Here is a 19,444-nt window from a genome sequence, read left to right on the forward strand (position 1 = left end):
ATCCGGGCCGCTAAAAACTAGCCGCCGCTTCAGTTTTCTGAAAACCTGCCGATACTACACGAGAGGATGGTCATCATCGCGTTTCCCGCATGGTGGCATACATTGTCCGTTCAAGGAGGTCTATCGTGTCAATTCCCATCGCCGCAGGCGGCAATTCCACCCCTTCCGTGACTTCCGTCAGTCCGGGCGTTGCCGGCAAGGACGATAAAGTCCAGCAAAAGGACGGCGTCAACGCTGAAATGAGCGTGAATGACCGCAGCAAGCTGCAATTGAACGCGTCCATCATGCAGGCGTCGCTGAACGTGTCCATCGGTTCCGAGAACGAACCGCTGGCGCTGCTGTACAAGACGGCCATCACCAACATCAATGAAGCGCTGAAAGGCCAGTATGGCGACGATGCGATCCAGAACGCGGCGTCGCAGGACAACAGCGCCGAAGCGACGGCGAGCCGCATCGTCTCGCTGTCGACGGGGTTTTTTGACGCGTTCAAGAAACAGAACCCAGGCATGGATGACGATACGGCGCTGACCAAGTTCATGGACACCATCAGCGGCGGCATGGAAAAAGGCTTCAAGGAAGCGCGCGACATCCTGGGCGGCTTGAAAGTGCTGAACGGCGATATCGCCGGCAATATCGACAAGACGTATGAGCTGGTGCAGAAGGGCTATGCGGATTTCATTGCCGCGCACAGCAGCAAGAAGGATGATGCGGCCAAGCCGGATGCTGCCAAGCCGGCCGACAGCAAGGCTGCCTGAGCTACAGCATGACCTGGTTGCGGCCGCCGGCCTTCGCACGATACAAAGCTGCGTCGGCCGCCGCGATCAGCGCTTCGTCGTCCTGTCCGGCCGCCAGGCTGGCCACGCCGAAGGAACCCGTGATGTGCGGCAGCGCGCTGCGCATATCGGCGAAGATGACGGCTTGCTGCATGCGTTCGCACAAGCGTTCGGCGACCCGCAAGGCCACGTTTTCGCTGGTATCGGGCAAGATCACCATCATTTCCTCGCCACCATAGCGCACGGCAAAATCCGTGGGCCGCAGGGCCGCGCCCAGCACTTGCGCGGCAATGCGCAGCGCCTGGTCGCCCGCCTGGTGGCCGTGCGTGTCGTTGAAACGCTTGAAATGGTCGAGGTCTATCATCACCAGCGACATCGGCGAGCCGCTGGCGTGGGCCGTGACTATCATGGTCGGCAATAAATCGGTGAGCCAGGCGCGGTTGTACAAGCCCGTCAGGCTGTCGACCATCGACATCTGGCGGTAGAACTCGCCCAGCTTCTGCCGGCGGCGCAGCAGGGCGTTGGCGGCGCGGATGCGGAAAGACAGCAGCCGCAGCAGGTTGCGTGCCAGGCCGTTCGATTGTTCGATCAATTCCCAGACGACGGCCGCGTCGATCACCAGCAAGTCAGTTTCTTCCAGGGCGGAAATGGCGGCCAGGTTGCTCGCTTCATCGAGCACCGATTGTTCGCCCACGCTTTCGCCGGGCAAGACCTTGCTGACGGTGCCGTCATCCATGCCCGTGTGGATGTCGGCGGCCACAGCCAGCGAACCGCGCAGGACGATATACAGGCTGGTGCCCTGTGTGTCGGCAATGGCTTCGCCCGCTTCGAGGCGCATGACGGGGCAGGGCGCCAGCATGGCGGCCGTCTGGCTATCCGCCCCATCGCGAAATAGCTGTAAATCGCCGATGTTGCAGCCTGAAGCGCCGAAGTTGCCGATCTGTTCCACAATCACACTTTCAAAAAGCCGGCACGCGCGAGCAGGGAGCCGGTAGCTTCATGATAGCGTAAAGCGGCCTTGGCTGTAACGGCAAAGGCTTGCTTGGTGTCACTTTCTGTGGGAAATACGACAATTATTTCATTGCCGTGTTAATAAGTTGAAATGCTTGCTGTTCTACTATGGATGTTGTCGCGCAGGAAGGTGGCTCCAGATGTGCAAAGGCAGCCTTGAACGGCTGCCTCAGTCTCTGGAAATCCTGCAGGAGGGGAGTTACTCGGCGGTTTCTTCCGCTTCGGCCGTATCGATCACGGCATTCTTGCCGGTGGCGTGGCGCTTGCTGTCTTGCAGGCGGCCCAGGGCGCTATCGATGGCGCGTTTCAGTTTGTCGGTGGCGCCGGCAACGGATTGATGCACGGTGGCGTTCTGTTCGGTCACGGCAATCGGTTGATAGCCAGCAACGCGTGCTTCCATGACGCAGCGGATATCGTCGGCGCCGCCTTTCGGGCCATTCGTGTCGCTGATATGGACTTCGATGCGGGTCAGGTTGTCGCGGAAGCGGCTCAGTGCGCTTTCAAGTACGGATTGCACATGTTCGTTCAGTCCAGCGGTGTTGGCGATGGTGCTGTCGGTATGAATATTGATTTGCATATGCTTACTCCTGTCAATTCAAAAAAAACCCATCTCAGGCGTGCTGCGGCCTGGTTGCTGCCTCATGCACATGACGTCTGTGCATGGAACTTATCTTACTCCTCTTTCCAGTATTTCAAGAGGGTGCGCACGATTAATATGAGCTTAACCCTACACCCAGGTCAAGTTTCCTCGCGGAATCTTTTCAAGCCGGCGCCAGCTTTATCCATTGATGAGGCCGGCCGCGATATTGATCGACAGCCCCAGCACGACCAGGTTGAAGAAAAAGCTCAGCACGGATTGTCCCAGCACGATCTGCCGCATCAGCCGCGTCTGTACTGAAACGTCCGACGTTTGCACGGCCACGGCGATGGTGAAGGCGAAATACAGAAAATCCCAGTAATCGGGGTTTTGCTCGTCGTCGGGAAACTTCAGGGGGCGTACTGCGGGGTCGGCCTGGTAATACAGGTGGGCATAGTGGAAGCAGAACAGGGTGCCGACGAGGAACCAGGAACCGACCAGTGTCAGGATCGTCAAGCCGTAATGCAGCGCGCGCTCGTCGGGCGCCATGTCTTTCATCGAAGACAGTTGCGAGACGATGGCCACCAGGCTCATCACGGATGCGACGGACAGGGCCGACAGCACCGTGGTGGCCCGCTCATCCTGGCGCGCCGCCATCACCTTGACCTTGTGATGGTTGGCGCGCATCATCATCCAGGCCATCGTCGCCAGGTAGAACCAGACGGCGACATTCCACGCCGTCAGCAAACGCGTCATCTGTTGCCAGGAAGAGGGCAACAGCAGGCCGACCGCCACGCCGATGGCCGTGGCCATGCTCAGGTGGGGGCGGCTGCGGATGAAGCCGTGCAAGGGAAGCGTGATTTTCATGGTGCAAGTTCGTCAGTGGCAATAGCGCATCTTAGCCTTTAGTTTGCGGTCGCGGTGGGCGTCCTGGCGGCCGCTTCCTTTTCGTGGTGGGGGAAGCGGTCCATGCGCGACAGCACGGGGAACAGCACGGCCCACACGCCCGTCACGGCCAGGGTGGCGGCGCCCCCGAAGAGCACGGCGCGCGCCAGGCCGAACCAGCCGGCCGTCAAGCCCGATTCGAATTCGCCCAGCTCGTTCGAGGCGCCGATGAAGACGGCGTTGACGGCGCTGACACGGCCGCGAATCTCGTCCGGCGTCTCGAACTGCACCAGCAGGTGGCGAATGTAGACGCTGACCATGTCGCCGGCGCCCATCAGGAACAGCGCCGCCAGGGCCAGCGGGAAATAGCTGGTGCTGCCCAGCACCAGGGTGCCCAGGCCGAAGACGGCCACACCGCCGAACATCCAGGCGCCCACCCGGCGCGTGATGGGAAAGAGGGCCAGCGCGATCGAGCACAGGGCGGCGCCGGCGCCGGGCGCCGTGCGCAGCAGGCCCAGTCCGCTGGGGCCGATATGCAGCACGTCGTGCGCGAGCGCCGGCAGCAGGGCCGTGGCGCCGCCGAACAGCACGGCGAACAGGTCGAGCGAAATGGCGCCCAGCACGATGGGTTTCGACCAGACGAAGCGCAAGCCTTCGAGCAAGGTATGCCAGCTGACGGGCTCGCGCTTGACCACTTGCGGCGCCGGCGTGGTGGCGCGCATCAGCAGCACGGACAGCACCAGCAAGGCCGACGAGATCAGATACACGACCTTGGGGCCGAAGTAATACAGCAGGCCGCCCAAGGTCGGTCCCAGGATGATGGCCACGTGCGAGCTCGACGAACTGAGTGCGAGGGCGCGGCTGAAGTGTTGCGTGGGCACCATGTTGACCAGCACGGCTTGCGTGGCCGGCATCATGAAGGCGCGCGCGCTGCCGAACAGCACCAGCACGGCGAACACGGGCCAGACGATGGAAATATTGCTTAACGTAAACGCCAGCAGGGCCAGCGCGCAGGCGAGCTGCGCCGTCAGGCACCAGGCGATGATGTTGCGGCGGTTGTAGCGGTCGGCCACGTGGCCGGCCGGCAAAATCAAGACGAGGAAGGGGGCGAACTGCGCCAGGCCGATCAGGCCCAGGTCGAACAGGCTGCCCGTGATCTGGTACACCTGCCAGCCGATGGCCACGCTTTGCATCTGCACGGCCACCGTGCCCAGCACGCGGGCGGACAGGTAACAGGCGAAGTTGCGGTGACGCAGGATACTGAAGCCGTTGCCGGCGGAAGCGAGAGACATGACATTTCCAGGAAACAGCGGGATGGGGCGGATGACGGCAGCGGATGCCGCGCCAGCAGCACCCCGCTGTCTGGATGCTTACTTGGCCAGGTCGGCTTCCGTGGTGAACGCGTCGGCGTAGAACTCGTCGGCTGGCAGCCGGCACAATTGCACGAAATCGCGGTGGGCCGCATCGACCATCACGGGCGCGCCGCAGGCATACACCTGATACGCGGACATGTCGGGCAAGTCGGCGATGACGGCCTGGTGCACGAAGCCCGTGCGGCCGCGCCATTCGTCTTCCGGCAAGGCTTCCGAGACGACGGGCACATAGGTGAACTGCGGCAAGTCGGCGGCCCACTGGCGGCACAGCGCGTCCATGTACAGGTCGTGCGGACGGCGGCCGCCCCAGTACAGGGTGATCGGGCGCGTGGAGCGCTCGCTGATCATGTGCTCGACGATGGCTTTCAGCGGGGCAAAGCCCGTGCCCGAGGCCAGCAGCACGACGGGCTTGTCGGAGTCTTCGCGCAGGAAGAAGGTGCCCATCGGGCCTTCGAAGCGCAGGATGTCGCGCTCCTTCATCGTGCCGAACACCTGGTCGGTGAACAGGCCGCCCGGCAGGTGGCGGATGTGCAGGGTTACGGGACCGCCTTCGGCGGGTGCGCTGGCCATGCTGTAGCTGCGGCGTTTGTTGTCACGCAGCATGATTTCGATATACTGTCCGGCGCGGTAGTTGAGGCGCTCGCTGGCCGGCAACTGCAGGGTCAGCACGACGACGTCGGGGGCGACCTTCTCGATGGTGGTCACGCGCGACGGCATTTTCTTGATCGGGTAGTCGCTGCTGCCCGCCACTTCGCGCGCTTCGATGACGAGGTCGGCTTCCGTGGTGGCGCAGCAGAACAGGGAAAAGCCGGCAGCTTCCTCTTCCGGCGTCAGGGCGCGCTGCTGGTGCGCCTTGTGCTGGACGGTGCCGGCAAGCACTTTGCCCTTGCACGAGCCGCAGGCGCCATTTTTACAGCCATACGGCAAGCCCACGCCGGCGCGTATCGCCGCCGCCAGCACGGTTTCGTCCGCTTCGCAGCTGAACTGGTGGCCGCTGGGCTGAACAGTAACTTGAAAAGTCATACAATCCTTGAGATGAAAAATATGTTAATGCACTCTTTGCGCAAGCCGGTGGGCCTGCCGCGCCTGCTGATCCTCGGTTGCGGCGACGTCGGCATGCGGCTGCTGCCCCTGCTGCGCGCGCGTTTTCGCGTCTTTGCCGTCACCAGCCAGCCGGCCCGCTGCGCGCAGCTGCGCGCGGCCGGCGCCGTGCCCATCGTGGCCAATCTCGACGACCGCGCCAGCCTGAAACGGCTGGCGGGACTGGCGCCGTACGTGGTGCACCTGGCGCCGCCCCTGTCGTCGGGCTTGCTGGACCGGCGCACGCGCAATCTGGCCGCCATTTTACCCGAGCATGCCCGCATGGTGTATGTGAGTACCAGCGGCGTGTACGGCGATTGCGGCGGCGCCTGGGTCGATGAAACGCGGCCTGTGGCGCCCGCCAATGCGCGCGCGAAGCGGCGCGTCGACGCCGAACAGGTCTTGCGTGGCTGGGGCGCGCGCCGCGGCGCCACGGTGGCCATCCTGCGCGTGCCGGGCATCTATGCGGAAGACCGCCTGCCCCTGAAACGTTTGCGCGAAGGCACGCCGGCCCTGGCCGCGGATGACGACGTGTACACCAACCATATCCATGCCGATGACCTGGCGCGCATCATCGAACGGGCCTTGTGGCATGGCAAGCCGGGACGCGTGTATCACGCCAGCGATGACAGCGAACTCAAAATGGCCGAGTATTTCGATGCCGTGGCCGATACGTTTGGGCTGCCGCGCCCGCCGCGCCTGCCCCGTGCCGAGCTGCGGCAAGTGGTCACGCCGATGCTGCTGTCGTTCATGTCCGAATCGCGCCGCCTGCACAATACGCGCATCAAGCGCGAGCTGGGCGTGCGCCTGCGCTACGCGCGCGTGGCCGATGCCTTGCAGGCGCTGGCAGCCGGCGGGGGCCGCATCGGGTAAAATGGCCGGTTATCTGCGCACTTTGCTGGGCCGGCGCGCAGCGCGCCGTTCCCGCGTTGCGCCACTCACTTAAGGAAGACAGCATGAGCACCCTCACTTACGAAGCATACCTGGACGAGGTCACCACCGTCCTGACGGAATTGTACGACCTCGATGACGATGCCGCCATCAAGCTGGTCGTGGCGGCGCAGGACGCCGAATTTTTTGTCCCGCACGATGCGCATGAGGAAATGCGTACCGTGGAGCAAGCCAAGAAAGATGCGGTCGCCCTGTTCGAGCGCAAGCAGAACCGTCAGCAAACGCAGGAAAAACAACAACAGCGCGTGCGTCAGCAAAAGAAATAAAAATGGCGTGCTGTGCCTCTGGCCGTCAGGTCGCGGGGCAGCAAGGGCTGCGGCGCAACGCCGGGACCGTGCCATTTGATGCAGCGCAAACGTGTCATGGCGCGCTGGCGATATGGTGAGCAATGTCGTCACGCGTCCGGGCTCTTGTGGCGGGCTCGGCATCTACAATTAGCGCGACGCTGTTTCCCGTCAGCAGGAGCGAGCCATGCGAGCTACGAGTCACCCCAGCAAGGAGCAGGTCCGCGCGTATATGCGCCGGCGCGAACGTGCGCTGCAACCGCCGCCGCCGCCCGATGAAATTCGCCGGCAACTGGCCTGGTGCCGCATCGACGATTTTTCATGCAACTGCCTTTTGGCCACCCCGGCCGGCGTGGCCGCGCAAGGCTGGCATTTATCGACGGAAATCGCTCGCCTGGGCGCCCTCATGGCGATTGCCTGGCTCATGCGCAGCGGCGTTCCTCATTGTAAAAATTGATGACTTGCAGCAAATTTTTCCGATTTGGGTTATCCTCTAGCACATTCCAAGTGCGTCAATTCTCTTCAATTATCACAATTTTGCTTTAAGTTACGCAAAAATCAACAATAGCGTGTATTATATTGTTTGTGGCGTAAAAGCCGCATAAGTGATGGCGCTTTTTAGTGTGTTTACCCTGAATTATAGCGAAAGAGGCATTCGGCTTCTTTTTGCTCTAATACAACAAGTACGGATTTTTGATCATGTCTCTCAAACAAATTACTTCTTTGCCTACCTACAACCCGAATCGCGTCCTCGATGCGATCATCGACAAGCTGCAACTGAAAAACGATGCCGCCTTGTCGCGAGCTCTGGAAGTGGCGCCACCTGTTATCAGCAAGATTCGTCACAACACCTTGCCGATCGGCGCCACGATCCTCATCCGCATGCATGAAATCAGCGATTTCAGCATTCGTGAACTGCGCGAGTTGATGGCTGCCTAAGAGCGCCTGACAGACGGCAAACTGAGAGGTGCCGTCTGGGTAAGTCAGGCTTGCCGCGTGCGGCAGCCACATCTGTTTTCCGCCGTTCTATTGCGGGTCGCGGTTCAGTACCGGACGATCGACATAGAAGCGCCCCATTTCCAGGCCAGTCGAAGACGATTTGACCACCGCTGCGGTCAGAGAGGCCGGCGCGCTGGAAAACGCGGTGCTGGCAGCGCCCGTCGCGCGGCCCGAATACGCCGTCGCCTGCACGGCCGCACTGGAAAACGCCGTCTGCACGGCCCGGCCCGAGTAAGCGGTGGCCTGTACCGCGGCACTGGAAAATGCTGTTTGTACCGCGCGTCCCGAATACGCTGCCTGTACCGCACGTCCCGAATACGCCGCCTGTACGGCGCGCCCCGAATACGCCGTTTCTGCGCGGATGTAATCTTCCCCGAACGTCTGCTCATACAACTGCTTCATGCGCTCGCCCACGCGATGGTGCGCCGCTTCGTCGTCTTCGCCGCGCAAGCCGATGTACGGAAAGTGATGGAGGAAGTAACCGAACACCTGCTCGCAGTCCGCCGCATATTTCAGGGTGTCGAGGATGTGGTAGTGCCAGAAAGTATCGACATCCATCAGTGGCGCCGTTTCTTCCTCCGGAAACTGTTTCATCAGGATCAGGAAGCGGCGGTATTCGAATTCCACGGCATTTGCCTTTTCCAGGCTCCATCCTTCGCCTGACTCCCGGTGCATCAGCTTGACCTTGATCGCGTCCAAATTCAAATCGGCAATTGCTTTGAAACTGTCGTTCGTATCCATGAATGTCCTTTTGTAAAGAGCGTTGTGGGAAATACGGTGAAACAAGGGAAGGCGGCGGGTGTGTACTCCTGGCAAGTAGTCGAGGAATGCCTGCCCATGGCGGGCGGGCGCTGAGTTGTTCAACATCAATATTGCATCTAATTACGAAATATGCAAGCTGAGCTTGCTTCATGCGGGCGGGCGCCGATCAACTGCTGGCCCGGCTTTCTTCCTGGTAGGGAAACGCGGTGGCGTCCGCGCCCAGCGGCACGCTCACGTGTACGCTCATGCCGGCGCCGGGGCTGCTTTCGATGTAGAAAGTGCCGCCTAGCAACTTGATGCGTTCCTCGATGCCCACCAGGCCAAACGAGCCCAGCTTGTTGCGCCCGTCGATGGCCGCGCCCACGCCGTTGTCGCTGATGCTCATCGATACCGTATCGCGGCACTTTTCCAGCTTGACCTGCACGCGGCTGGCATTCGCATGCTGGGAAATATTGCTGAGCGACTCTTGCAGGATACGGAACAGGGCCGTCGCGCACTGGTCGCTGAGGCAAATGTCGCCATGGCTTTCATGCACTTCGCAGGCGATGCCCGTGCGCTGGCGAAATTGCGCCACCTGCCATTCGACGGCCGCATTCACGCCCAGGTCCAGCACGGTAGGGCGCAAGTCGTTGATGATCTGTCGCACGCTCTTGATGGTGGCGTCGATCTGCTCCAGGGTCGAGCGGGCGCGCGCGTTCAGGCGCGGGTGGCGGCGCTGCGTGCGCGAGGCCAGCATGTCCGCATCGATGCGCAGCACCAGCAGGTTTTGTCCCAGGTCGTCGTGGATTTCGCGCGCGATGCGCTTGCGCTCTTCTTCCTTGATCTGGTCGGCGTGGGCCGCCAGCCGGCGCAGTTTCTGGTGCGACAGCTGCAGGCGGATCTGGCTGGCGCGCAATTCCTCCGTCATGCCCGTCGCCATCTGGATGGCGCGCCGGCGCGACGACGCCAGCGTGTGGAACAGCATGTACAGCAGCATGGCGCTGGCAAAGCCGATCAGCAGGGCCAGCCATGGCAAGAAGGCGTCGAAGCGCGTATACAGGTCGCTCTTGCGCACGCTGAACAGCGCTTGCCAGACGCGGCCATTGTGTTCAATCAGCATCGTGCTGCTCAGGTAGCGGCCCGAACTGCCGGGCAGCCACCACGGCGCATGCATGCCCGCCGTCGTGCTGTCGAAGATGGGACGCATGTCGTGCGGCAAGTTCAGTGCTTCGCGCGCCTGGGGGCCGATATCGAACAGGGTCAGGCGCACGTTACGCACCGGCATGTCGGCCAGCGCGCTGCGCATCATTGTCACCAGGTCGTAGCCGATGCCGACGGAACCCTGGTAAGCGGCGCGCCGCTGCTCCACCGTATCGACCGGCATGCCGTAGCGGTACACGGGCAGGCGCATGGCCATGCCTGTCAATTGGGGCCGGCCTTCCATCGGCACGGGCACGCCGGAATTGCTGACCTGCCCGGAATCGCGCGACTGCGCCAGCATTTCCGCGATCAGGGGGCGCGCGGCGATGTCATTGCCATACTTTTCCGGGGCGCTGGCAATCGGCTCGATGTACACCAGCACGGAATAACGGGCGCGCGGGGCGGGTGGATGGATGGCAAACGCCGGATAGCCGTCGCGCCCGGGCGGATAGTCGCGCTGCATGGCCGCTTCGAAGGCGCTGCGCTGCGCGTCGTCGAGTTCCTGGCTGTAATTGAGATTCATCACGCCCGGGTAGTTCTGTTGCAGGGCAATGTTTGCCACATAGCGGTGGAATTGCTCCCGGCTCACGTGTTCGTTGGCGTGGAACAGGCTGGCCGTGCCGCGCAGCAGGTTGGCATACGACTTGACGCGCGATTCGATGTTTTTCCGCGTATTGCGGGCCAGATTGTCGAACAGCTCGCTGGCGTCGTTTTCGATCGACAGCGAGGCAGCCATGTAGAACAGCAAGCCCACCACCATCGACATCACGAAGCCGAGCAGCCAGAGCGGTCTTTTTTCAGCAGATAAGGGGTGTTCGCTGGCAGTAGAAGACATCGCCATCCGCATCAGGAAGAGGAATCGGGGGCCGCCTGGGCGACTGTGTTATACAAGCGCTATTGAAATTGCAAATTGCTCAATAGCTGCCTAATATACAAAATTATCGTGAATGTAGTCAACAGGCAATATTCTGGGGTGACATATGTTCTTGAAACGAAAAAAAACCGCCGCAGCGGTTTTTTTGTGGGTCGTCCGGCGCCTTATTTTGCGGGCTGCCAGCTGTCTTTCAGGGTGACGATGCGGTTGAAGACGGGCTTGCCAGGCTGGCTATCGACCCGGTCGGCCGCGAAGTAGCCGTGGCGCTCGAACTGGAAGCGCTGTTCCGGCTGGGCCAGTTCCGCGCCCGGTTCCAGCCACGCCTGCACCACTTCCTTGGCCAGCGGGTTCAGGGCCAGCTTGAAGTCCTTGCCGCCCGCGTCCGGCTGCGGGTCCGTAAACAGGCGGTCGTACAGGCGTACTTCGGCGGGAATCGCCGTCGGCGCGCTGACCCAGTGCATATTGCCCTTGACCTTGTAGTTGGCGCTGCCTTCCGTGCCAGACTTGCTGTCCGGGAAATAGTTGCAATGCACGGCGATGACCTTGCCTTCGGCATCCTTGTCAAAGCCCGTGCACTCGATCACATAGCCGTAGCGCAGGCGAACCTTGCTGCCCGGCTTGTCGTCGATGGGCGGATACAGGCGGAAATAGCCCTTGTTCGGCACTTCCATGAAGTCGTCTTCCTCGATCCACAGCTCGCGCGAGATGGGGAAGGTGCGCAAGCCCCGTTCCGGGAAGTGCGGATGCACGGGCGCCGTGCACTCGACGCTCTCGTTTTCGGGGAAGTTGTCAATAATCAACTTCAGCGGACGCAGCACGGCCACCGTGCGCGGCGCCTTCGGGTCCAGGTCTTCGCGCAAACAGCCTTCGAGCACGCTATAGTCGATCCAGCCGTCGGATTTCGTCACCCCCGTGCGTTCGCACATCAATTGGATCGCTTCCGGCGTGTAGCCGCGGCGGCGCATGCCCACCAGGGTCGGCATGCGGGGGTCGTCCCAGCCGTCGACGATGTGTTCTTCCACCAGCTGGCGCAGCTTGCGCTTGCTGGTGACGATGTACGTCAGGTTCAGGCGCGAGAACTCGAACTGGCGCGGCACCGGTTGCTGGAAGAAGCCGCCGGCCGACAGGGTTTCCAGCAGCCAGTCGTAGAACGGACGGTGGTCCTGGAATTCCAGCGTGCAGATCGAATGCGTGATGTTTTCCAGCGCGTCCGAGATCGGGTGCGTGTAGTCGTACATCGGATAGATGCACCAGGCGTCGCCCGTGCGGTGGTGATGCGCGTGGCGGATGCGGTAGATGGCCGGGTCGCGCAAGTTCATGTTCGGCGAACTCATGGCATCTTCGCTCATCTTCGCGCGCAGGATGTGCTCGCCATCCTTGAACTGGCCCGCCTTCATGGCGCGGAACAGGGCCAGCGATTCGTGGCGCGGACGGTCGCGGAACGGCGAATTCTTGCCGGCCTGGCCGAAATTGCCGCGGTTGGCGGCCATGTCTTCGGCGCTCTGGCTGTCCACGTAGGCAAAGCCGGCCGTGATCAGGTACTCGGCCATCGCGTACAGCTGGTCGAAATAATCGCTCGCGTAGTGCAGGTGGCTCTGGCCATCGGCAGTCTTCGGCTCCCAGTCAAAGCCCAGCCATTTCACGCTGTCCATGATGGTGTCGACGTATTCCTGCTCTTCCTTGGCCGGATTGGTGTCGTCGAAGCGCAGGTTGCACTGGCCGGCGTAATCGCGCGCCAGGCCGAAGTTGACGCAGATCGACTTGGCGTGGCCCACGTGCAGGTAGCCGTTAGGCTCCGGCGGGAAACGCGTGATCACCTGGGGCAGGCCGGGACGCACGTGCGCGCCGGCAGCCAGGTCGGCTTCGATGATGTTACGCAAGAAATTGGGCGCCAGCGCTGGCGCGGCGGTATTCGGTTTATCGTTGCTCATTGATCAATGCGGAAGAGTGACAGTAAAAAGCATTTTACCGTACCGCAAGCGCTTTATAAGCACGTATTTGGCCCCATATCCCAGCATGCAAGCGACGCGGGCGCCGTTCTATAGGATAATTCGCCTTTAATTAGCAAACAAAACGTGACCCCGGAGCCATTTATGGAAAATTTGTATAACGTCCTCGGTGTCGCGCCCAATGCCAGCGACGATGAAATCAAGAAGGTTTACCGTTCGCTGGCCATGCGCTTCCACCCCGACCGCAACCAGGCCCCCGGCGCCGAGGCGCGCTTCAAGAGCGTCACCAAGGCGTATGAAATCCTGGCCGACCCGGCCAAGCGCGCCGAATACGACCAGAGCGTGAACCACCGCATCATCATCGATCCGGAAGCGGAAGCCTATGCCTTGTGGTGCGGCGTGTTCCGCCTGCATGGCACCAACCTTCCAGCAGACTGAGTCTGCCGGCAGCCGCCACCGGGCGGCCAGAATGATATTTAAAACAACAACAACGGCGCTTTTAATGTAACAGCGCCGCGCATCACATTGGAAAGCACAGCATGAGAAGAGTACACCCTGAATTCGCGTACCAGTCGCGCGAGCTGGAAGGCCAGATCGACGGCATCCTCGGCGACCCGCCGAACCGCAAGAACTACAAAAGCATGGTCGACGCGCTGGTGAGCGAGTACGCGAGCGGCGGCGGCATCGAAGACGTGAACATGCTGGCCTTCGCGCTGGTCGATCACATCACCTTCAGCGACCCGAAGGGCTTGCTGGCGGAAAGCGAAGACTACGAGTTCGGCGACCCGGCCCGCGTGTTTTCCATGGCGACATGCGCCGCGCCGGAAGCGGCGAAGATGTACGCCGCCATCGAAGAAAGCTTCCCCGACCTGGCGCGTCAGGCCATCATCACGGCCTTCCTGCACAAGAATCCGCGCCTGTGGGACGACGACGACCAGTCGCTCGACCAGCTGGCTGCCAATGACGACGGCGACGACGAGCACGATGAAGACGAAGCCACCGACGATTTCGCCCAGATGTTTGACCAGGATGGAGATGACCATGGCCGATAATGAACAAAAAAGTAACCTGCCCGCGCTGACGAAGCAGGTCACGGAATTGGTGCTGTCCGGTTCGCTGGGCCACGCCGAGCAGGCGTTTGCGGACGCGGCCGACCAGTACGGCGACCTGGCCGTGGTGGAAGTGCTCAATTCCATCCCGCCGCAGGTGACGGCCCTGCACCTGGCCGGCTTCGACGGCGGCAAGATGTCGCTGGCCACCTTGCTGGTGCCGCCGAAAGCGTGGGCCGACAGCCTGGCCTTCATCGCCGCCACCTGGAGCGACGACCAGATCGAGGATGATCCGGAGCGCATCGCCGAAGCGCTGTTCGCGCACATCCACGGCGTGGTGTTTTCCACCGACGACGCCGAGCGCCGCCGCGAGCTGCTGCTCGAAGCATCCGCCACCGACTGGGGCGCCACGGCGTTCGCCATTTTGTTCTCGATGGCGCCGAAGGAAATCCTCGAAGTGGCGGGCGAAATCGTCATCAAGGGACCGTACGTGACGGGCGTGACGTCGTCCGACAACGACATCGTGCCGCTGGCCATCGAACTGGCGCAAGCGAATGAAGACGGCTGGGACCGCTCGCTGTTCGAACTGTTCCCCGACTTCCGCCACAGCGCCGACCTGGCCGACGCGGAATACTCGGACGATCCGGACGAAGAACCGACCATGTTGCAGCGCAGTACCAAGGAATTGCTGTACCGTCTGCGCAAGCAAGTGCCGAGCACGCGCAGCGCGCCGCGTTCCAGCACGCGCCGCAGCCTGGGCACGGGCATTTTCTCGTAATGAAAGCAGGGAATCACTAATGCTGCCAGCAATTGTTGTAGAGAATCTCCCGCGCCTGGTGCGCGCCATCAAGCTGTTGCCGGGCGACCCACGCGAAGACGCGGCGCTGAACCTGGCCGACGAATTGACGGGCATCACGGCCATGGTGGCCGAGAAGTTCACGAATGAACGCACGGCCGATGGCATCCAGAAGGCGCTGTACCTGACGGTGGGCGGCGTGTCGCTGGGCCTGGAGCAGGCCGTCACGCATGAGGGCGACCAGGCCGCCCTCGACTTCCTCGTCGAGCACGGCGCCGAGCACGCGTTCCAGGTCGGCTTTCGCCTGATCAAGGACCTGTCGCAGCTGCCGGAAGACGCCCTCGTCGGCGAATACGACCAGGACCCCGTCTACCTGCAGCGGCGCCTGCGCGAGCTGTTCATCGATATTTGCCAGGCCGACCCGAACCAGAACTGGGCCGGCTATGAAAAGTATGCGTTGCAGTTGCAACAGCGCAAGGAAGTGCAAGCCGTCGTGCGCCTGGCCGGGTGGCTGCGCCGCCACCACGACAACGGCCCCGTCAGCGACAGCGATTTGAATGCCGAGGGCGTCATCGCCCTGGCCATCATCTTCGCCATCGAAGGCGGCGGGCGCATCGTGGCGCGCACGGGTCAAAAGGAGTTTGAACGCTTCGTGCGTTCCGTGCGCAAGAACAAGCCCGACTTCGAGGAAGGCTGGGCCGCCCTGGTGGCCAAGGTGCCCGTGCAGCACCACCCGGTGTTGCTCGACCGCATCGCGTCCTACCGCCGCAGCTGCACCGTCGTGCAGAAAATCCTCACGCGGGCCAGCATGAAGAGCCTGTTCGAGGACCTGGAGAATTACGCGGGTTCGGAGCTGGATGCGGATTATTCGTAATCCAACGCTGTTGTCGGATTACGCGGCGTGCCGCCGCTAATCCGACCTACGACGGCGCGCGTTCCGTAGGTCGGCTTAGCTGCGGCACAGCCGCAGCGTAAGCCGACATTGCAGCCTACGCTCCCCCTTCCAGCGCCGCTTCCTCGGCCAGCTTGACGAATGCCGCCACCAGCGGCGACGTCTCTTCTTCCCGTTGTGCAAGTAATAAACTGGTGGTCGCCTGCGGGTCGGCGATGGGGCGGTAGCACACGCCATCCATGCGGATGCGGTCGAACGAGGCGGGCAGCACGGAAATGCCGCAGCCGGCCGCCACCAGGCCGATGATGGTCGATGCTTCGCCCGCTTCCTGCGTGACCTGGGGCACGAAGCCGGCGGCCTTGCACAGTCGAAAAATCTGCGGATAAATCCCGGTTCCCGCATCCTTGGGATACATGACAAAGCCTTCGCCCGCCATGTCGGCAATCGCGATGCTGTCCTTGGCCGCCAGCGCGTGGGCGACGGGCAGCACGAGGAACAGCGGGTCCTGGCGCAATTCGGTCAGGCGGATGTCGTCCGGGTACGTCGTTTCCGGCGGGCGCACGAAACCCAGGTCCATCGTCCTGCCCGAGATCGCTTCCAGTTGATGCAATGTCGCCATTTCATGCAAGGTCAAGGTGACGTGCGGGAATTGCTGGCGGTAGCGGTTGATGACGGTCGCGAAGTAGGGTGTGAACGGCGTGGAAAAGGTAAAACCGATGCGCAATTCGCCCGCTTCGCCCCGCTGTGCCCGGCGCGCCGTGACGGCCGCCTGTTCCGACAGGGCCAGGATGCGCCGCGCATCGTCGAGAAACAGCGCGCCTGCCTGCGTCAGCCGCACGGAGCGCTTGTTGCGCTCGAACAACTGCGCACCGAGTTCCGCTTCCAGCGCCTGGATTTGCTGGCTCAGCGGCGGTTGGCCGATGTGCAGGCGCTGGGCCGCGCGCGTGAAATGCAGCTCTTCGGCAACGGCGACAAAGTAACGGAGGTGGCGCAGTTCCATATAAGTAATATTTTAAAAGTATGAGTTGGGCCTTGAATATATATTGGACGATATGAGTTGGCAATCCTAAGATGAAGACTCGCTTCCTTTCCGAAACACGGCCATGTCTGATTCATCGCTTGCCTTTGCCCCCGCCACCTCGTCTGCCATCCCGGTTTCTCCCGCCGCACCCGCGCCCCGCACGGCCATCGCCAAGGGCTCCATCGAATTCAAGCGCAGCAACCGCGCCCTGTTCTTTGGCGGCTTTTCCACCTTCAGTTTGCTGTACTGTATCCAGCCCCTGTTCCCGCTGCTGTCGCACCAGTTTCATCTGACGCCCGCGCAAAGCAGCTGGTCGCTGTCCGTGTCGAGCGGCTTGCTGGCCATCTCCTTGGTGCTGCTCAGTGCCGTCTCGGACCGGGTCGGGCGCAAGCCGCTGATGGTGGCGTCGATGTTTTCCGCCGCGATATTGACGATCTTGTCCGCCTTCGCCCAGGATTATGCGCAACTGCTGGCCATCCGCGCCGCGCTGGGCATTGCCTTGGGCGGCATGCCGGCCGTGGCCATGGCTTATCTCGGCGAGGAAATCGAGGGGCCGTCGCTGGGACTGTCGATGGGCTTGTATATTGCAGGCAGCGCGTTTGGCGGCATGTCGGGACGCTTGATCGCTTCAATGCTCAGCGATTTCCTGTCGTGGCGCTGGGCCCTGGGCGTGCTGGGCGTGGCCGGCGTGCTGGCGGCGGCGGAATTCTGGCGCAGCCTGCCCGCGTCGAAAAATTTCGTGCCCAGCACCAAAGGCTGGAATGCGCTGCCGCACGCGATCAAGCAACATTTTTCCGACCAGGGCTTGCCATGGCTGTTCTGCCTGGCTTTCGTGCTGATGGGCTGTTTCGTCAGCCTGTATAACTACATCGGCTACCGCCTGCTGGCCGCGCCATTTGGTTTGCGCCAGAGCACGGTCGGTTTGCTGGCCTTTCTGTACCTGATCGGCATCTTCAGTTCCGTGTGGGCCGGCCGCCTGGTGGACCGGCTGGGGCGCCGGGGCGTGCTGTGGATCATGCTGTCGGTGATGCTCAGTGGCATTGTATTGACCCTGTTCGACTCGCTGCCGCTGATCGTCATCGGCATGGCGCTGGCTACCTTCGGTTTCTTTGCCTCGCACTCGATCGCCAGCAGCTGGGTTAGCCGCCGCGCCCGCGCGCCGCAGGCGCTGGCCTCGGCCTTCTATCTGCTGTTCTATTATTTGGGGTCAAGCCTGATCGGTTCCGCCTCGGGCATGATGTGGGGCTTCGACGGCTGGACGGGCGTCATCATCATGCTGGGCGTATGCCTGGGCGGCGGCGTGCTGATCGCCTTGCGCCTGCGCCATCTGCAGCCGCTGGGCGCGCGCGAAGCGGTGGGCTGAGCCCGGCTATTTGGGGCAGTTGCCGATCATCGTTTCCCCCTGCTTGCCCGCGCGCGTGGTCACGCACAAGGTGCCCAGCGCGCTGGTGATTTTATACGTGCGGCTGCCCCTGGCCTCATTCGCGCCCACTTCCTCGATTTTCGATGCCTCGTACCATTTCGGCGGCACGGCTGCGTAGGCTTCGGCAAAGCCTTGCTGCATGCGCTTGAAGGCGGTGTCGTCCAGTTTTTGTTCTCCCCGCTGGGGGAATTCCTTGCGCAAATCCTTGTCGATCTTGCCCACGTCGCGCTTGGCTTGCGCCAGGATGTCGGCGGCGCTGGGCGCTGGCGGCGCCGTGATCGCTTCCTGCATTGCCGGTGCTGGCGCCGGCTCGGCGGCGGGCGCGGGCAGGGGGCGGCTGACGGGCGCCGGTATGGTTCGGCGCGGCACACGTTCAGCGGCCGGTTTTGTGCTGCGCAAGGCTATCGGCTTGGGCGGCGCAGGGGGCGTGTAGCGCAGCCAGGCGATGGCCGGGCCCTGCGGCAAGTGCTCGTCAACGGCAAGGCGGGGGCGCGACTGCAGGATCACATAGGCCAGCCCCGCGTGCAGCAGGACGATCAGCAGCAGGCCGGGAGCGCGGCGGGGCAGGGGTGGCAGCGAGGTCATGGAGGGCATGGTGGTTCAGGTACGCCAATGTATCTGAAGGATTTGATAATTATCTAGAATGTCACAAGCGCTTACAAAAAAATGCCCCATGGAAATTTCAATGCCATGGCGCGTGGCGGGGAACCTTGGGCCGGCCTGACGATCCAACTCTCGATACCATGGGAGGACAGATCATGATGCAGGTAAAGGAAGTGGCACGGCGCTTTGGCGCCATCGAACACGCGATCGGCCAGGCGGCCCAGTTGTGCGGCAAGCAGCAGGGCATGCCGATGGACTTGAAGGATTGCATCAATCAGCTGGACCAGCAAAAGAGCGCCGTGCGGCAAGCCATCGACACGCAGGACGATGCGCGCATCCGCCAAGCCGTCGACCAGATGGAATCGCTGGGCGACCGCGCTAAACGGGCGTGCGGCACGGCGACCAGCGTGACGCCGGAAATGAAGAGCGCCGTGCTCAAGGTCCACGATGAACTATCGGACCTGAAGCATCAGCTCCACTAGAACCTGGCTCTTGCGCGCTACATCTGCCGGAACAGATGGGCATATAAAGGGCTGACGCGCAGTTGCGCCGGATGCTGGCGCAGGGTCAGCGACAGCTTGCCCGCCTCGTCGCGCACGGCCGTGGCGATGGCGCTGGCATTGACGATGGTGCCCCGGTGGATTTGCCAGAATTGTTGCGGGTCCAGCTGGGGCAAAAGTTCCTTCAGGCTCGTGCGTATCAGCGCTTCGCTGTCCTGGCACACGACGTTGATGTATTTGTCCAGCGCCTCGAAATACACGACGTCGGCCAGCGCGATCATGCGCACGCTGTTGCCTACGGCCGCCCGTATCATGTGCAGGCGCGGCGCGGGCGGCACCATGGCCTGCAACTGGGCCAGCAGTCGGGCCAGGTTGTCGTCGCTGGGGGCCGCTGTGACGGTTGCCGCCACCGGCGCCGCCGCAGTGGCTGCCGCCGCTGCCGCCGCTGGCGTTGCTCTCCCGA

At 62.4% G+C, this 19,444-nt stretch carries 22 protein-coding genes; 11 read left to right on the forward strand and 11 right to left on the reverse strand.

The features are described 5' to 3' along the window. Positions 1–125: 125 nt before the first annotated feature. Positions 126–755: a DUF5610 domain-containing protein gene (locus JAB8_RS03800; RefSeq protein ID WP_227742112.1), complete on the forward strand. Its 630-nt coding sequence runs from the start codon at positions 126–128 to the stop codon at positions 753–755. Position 756: 1 nt separating this feature from the next. Here JAB8_RS03800 and JAB8_RS03805 read toward each other — a convergent pair whose 3' ends face one another. From JAB8_RS03805 to JAB8_RS03825, 5 genes are all read right to left on the reverse strand, one after another. Beyond that, positions 757–1,722: a GGDEF domain-containing protein gene (locus JAB8_RS03805; RefSeq protein WP_070288588.1), complete on the reverse strand. Its 966-nt coding sequence runs from the start codon at positions 1,720–1,722 to the stop codon at positions 757–759. A 261-nt stretch (positions 1,723–1,983) separates the two neighbouring features. Continuing rightward, positions 1,984–2,361: an HPF/RaiA family ribosome-associated protein gene (locus tag JAB8_RS03810; RefSeq protein ID WP_070221366.1), complete on the reverse strand. Its 378-nt coding sequence runs from the start codon at positions 2,359–2,361 to the stop codon at positions 1,984–1,986. Between the two features lie 201 nt (positions 2,362–2,562). Next, positions 2,563–3,228: a DUF1345 domain-containing protein gene (locus JAB8_RS03815; RefSeq protein ID WP_070221367.1), complete on the reverse strand. Its 666-nt coding sequence runs from the start codon at positions 3,226–3,228 to the stop codon at positions 2,563–2,565. Between the two features lie 38 nt (positions 3,229–3,266). Further along, complete coding sequence (locus JAB8_RS03820; protein ID WP_070288589.1) at positions 3,267–4,538, reverse strand: MFS transporter; 1,272 nt, start codon at positions 4,536–4,538, stop codon at positions 3,267–3,269. A gap of 78 nt (positions 4,539–4,616) precedes the next feature. Further along, the gene (locus JAB8_RS03825; protein WP_070221369.1) at positions 4,617–5,642 is read right to left on the reverse strand and encodes a CDP-6-deoxy-delta-3,4-glucoseen reductase; all 1,026 of its coding nucleotides are present in this window, start codon (positions 5,640–5,642) and stop codon (positions 4,617–4,619) included. Between the two features lie 12 nt (positions 5,643–5,654). Here JAB8_RS03825 and JAB8_RS03830 point away from each other — a divergent pair, with 12 nt between their 5' ends. The 4 genes from JAB8_RS03830 (at position 5,655) to JAB8_RS03845 (ending at position 7,873) form a co-directional block, all read left to right on the forward strand. Next, positions 5,655–6,572 (forward strand): SDR family oxidoreductase, encoded by a 918-nt coding sequence (locus JAB8_RS03830; RefSeq protein WP_070221370.1) that lies wholly within the window; start codon positions 5,655–5,657, stop codon positions 6,570–6,572. A gap of 83 nt (positions 6,573–6,655) precedes the next feature. Continuing rightward, complete coding sequence (locus tag JAB8_RS03835) at positions 6,656–6,916, forward strand: hypothetical protein (RefSeq protein WP_070221371.1); 261 nt, start codon at positions 6,656–6,658, stop codon at positions 6,914–6,916. A gap of 205 nt (positions 6,917–7,121) precedes the next feature. Next, positions 7,122–7,391 carry a hypothetical protein gene (locus JAB8_RS03840; protein WP_070288590.1) on the forward strand — a complete coding sequence of 90 codons (270 nt, stop codon included), beginning with the start codon at positions 7,122–7,124 and terminating at the stop codon, positions 7,389–7,391. A gap of 242 nt (positions 7,392–7,633) precedes the next feature. Continuing rightward, complete coding sequence (locus JAB8_RS03845) at positions 7,634–7,873, forward strand: hypothetical protein (protein ID WP_029496207.1); 240 nt, start codon at positions 7,634–7,636, stop codon at positions 7,871–7,873. 87 nt (positions 7,874–7,960) lie between these two features. Here JAB8_RS03845 and JAB8_RS03850 read toward each other — a convergent pair whose 3' ends face one another. The 3 genes from JAB8_RS03850 to JAB8_RS03860 all read right to left on the reverse strand — a co-directional run bounded on the left by JAB8_RS03850 (position 7,961) and on the right by JAB8_RS03860 (position 12,679). Beyond that, positions 7,961–8,800 carry a hypothetical protein gene (locus JAB8_RS03850; RefSeq protein ID WP_343216097.1) on the reverse strand — a complete coding sequence of 280 codons (840 nt, stop codon included), beginning with the start codon at positions 8,798–8,800 and terminating at the stop codon, positions 7,961–7,963. A gap of 61 nt (positions 8,801–8,861) precedes the next feature. Continuing rightward, positions 8,862–10,709, reverse strand: a complete 1,848-nt coding sequence (locus tag JAB8_RS03855) for a CHASE domain-containing protein (protein ID WP_240453548.1) — start codon at positions 10,707–10,709, stop codon at positions 8,862–8,864. Between the two features lie 203 nt (positions 10,710–10,912). Beyond that, positions 10,913–12,679, reverse strand: a complete 1,767-nt coding sequence (locus tag JAB8_RS03860; protein ID WP_070288593.1) for a glutamine--tRNA ligase/YqeY domain fusion protein — start codon at positions 12,677–12,679, stop codon at positions 10,913–10,915. Between the two features lie 162 nt (positions 12,680–12,841). On the opposite strand from JAB8_RS03860, the gene JAB8_RS03865 reads away from it, so the two are divergent. The 4 genes from JAB8_RS03865 to JAB8_RS03880 all read left to right on the forward strand — a co-directional run bounded on the left by JAB8_RS03865 (position 12,842) and on the right by JAB8_RS03880 (position 15,416). Then, positions 12,842–13,135: a DnaJ domain-containing protein gene (locus JAB8_RS03865; protein WP_070288594.1), complete on the forward strand. Its 294-nt coding sequence runs from the start codon at positions 12,842–12,844 to the stop codon at positions 13,133–13,135. 101 nt (positions 13,136–13,236) lie between these two features. Continuing rightward, complete coding sequence (locus JAB8_RS03870) at positions 13,237–13,749, forward strand: hypothetical protein (protein ID WP_070221376.1); 513 nt, start codon at positions 13,237–13,239, stop codon at positions 13,747–13,749. Continuing rightward, the gene (locus JAB8_RS03875) at positions 13,739–14,524 is read left to right on the forward strand and encodes a hypothetical protein (protein WP_070288595.1); all 786 of its coding nucleotides are present in this window, start codon (positions 13,739–13,741) and stop codon (positions 14,522–14,524) included. Before JAB8_RS03870 ends, JAB8_RS03875 begins: the two co-directional genes overlap by 11 nt. A 19-nt stretch (positions 14,525–14,543) precedes the next feature. Beyond that, on the forward strand, positions 14,544–15,416 hold the full coding sequence (locus tag JAB8_RS03880) for a hypothetical protein (protein ID WP_070288596.1): 873 nt from the start codon (positions 14,544–14,546) through the stop codon (positions 15,414–15,416). Positions 15,417–15,531: 115 nt separating this feature from the next. On the opposite strand, the gene JAB8_RS03885 is transcribed toward JAB8_RS03880, so the two are convergent. Further along, positions 15,532–16,434, reverse strand: coding sequence for a LysR family transcriptional regulator (locus JAB8_RS03885; protein ID WP_070288597.1), 903 nt, complete (start codon positions 16,432–16,434; stop codon positions 15,532–15,534). 103 nt (positions 16,435–16,537) lie between these two features. Here JAB8_RS03885 and JAB8_RS03890 point away from each other — a divergent pair, with 103 nt between their 5' ends. Beyond that, a complete protein-coding gene (locus tag JAB8_RS03890) occupies positions 16,538–17,818 on the forward strand; it encodes an MFS transporter (protein ID WP_254679441.1) in 1,281 nt (426 codons plus the stop codon). A gap of 6 nt (positions 17,819–17,824) precedes the next feature. Here the strand turns inward: JAB8_RS03890 and JAB8_RS03895 are convergent, their stop codons facing one another. Next, entirely contained in the window at positions 17,825–18,472 is a 648-nt protein-coding gene (locus JAB8_RS03895) for a hypothetical protein (RefSeq protein ID WP_070288598.1), read from the reverse strand. A 164-nt stretch (positions 18,473–18,636) separates the two neighbouring features. Between JAB8_RS03895 and JAB8_RS03900 the strand changes: the two genes are divergently transcribed. Further along, the gene (locus JAB8_RS03900; RefSeq protein WP_070221866.1) at positions 18,637–18,963 is read left to right on the forward strand and encodes a hypothetical protein; all 327 of its coding nucleotides are present in this window, start codon (positions 18,637–18,639) and stop codon (positions 18,961–18,963) included. A 17-nt stretch (positions 18,964–18,980) separates the two neighbouring features. On the opposite strand, the gene JAB8_RS03905 is transcribed toward JAB8_RS03900, so the two are convergent. Continuing rightward, on the reverse strand, positions 18,981–19,444 hold a 464-nt coding region (locus JAB8_RS03905), incomplete at its 5' end, for a LytTR family DNA-binding domain-containing protein (RefSeq protein WP_139142933.1).

The organism is Janthinobacterium sp. HH106, from assembly GCF_001758725.1.
Taxonomy (GTDB): domain Bacteria; phylum Pseudomonadota; class Gammaproteobacteria; order Burkholderiales; family Burkholderiaceae_D; genus Janthinobacterium.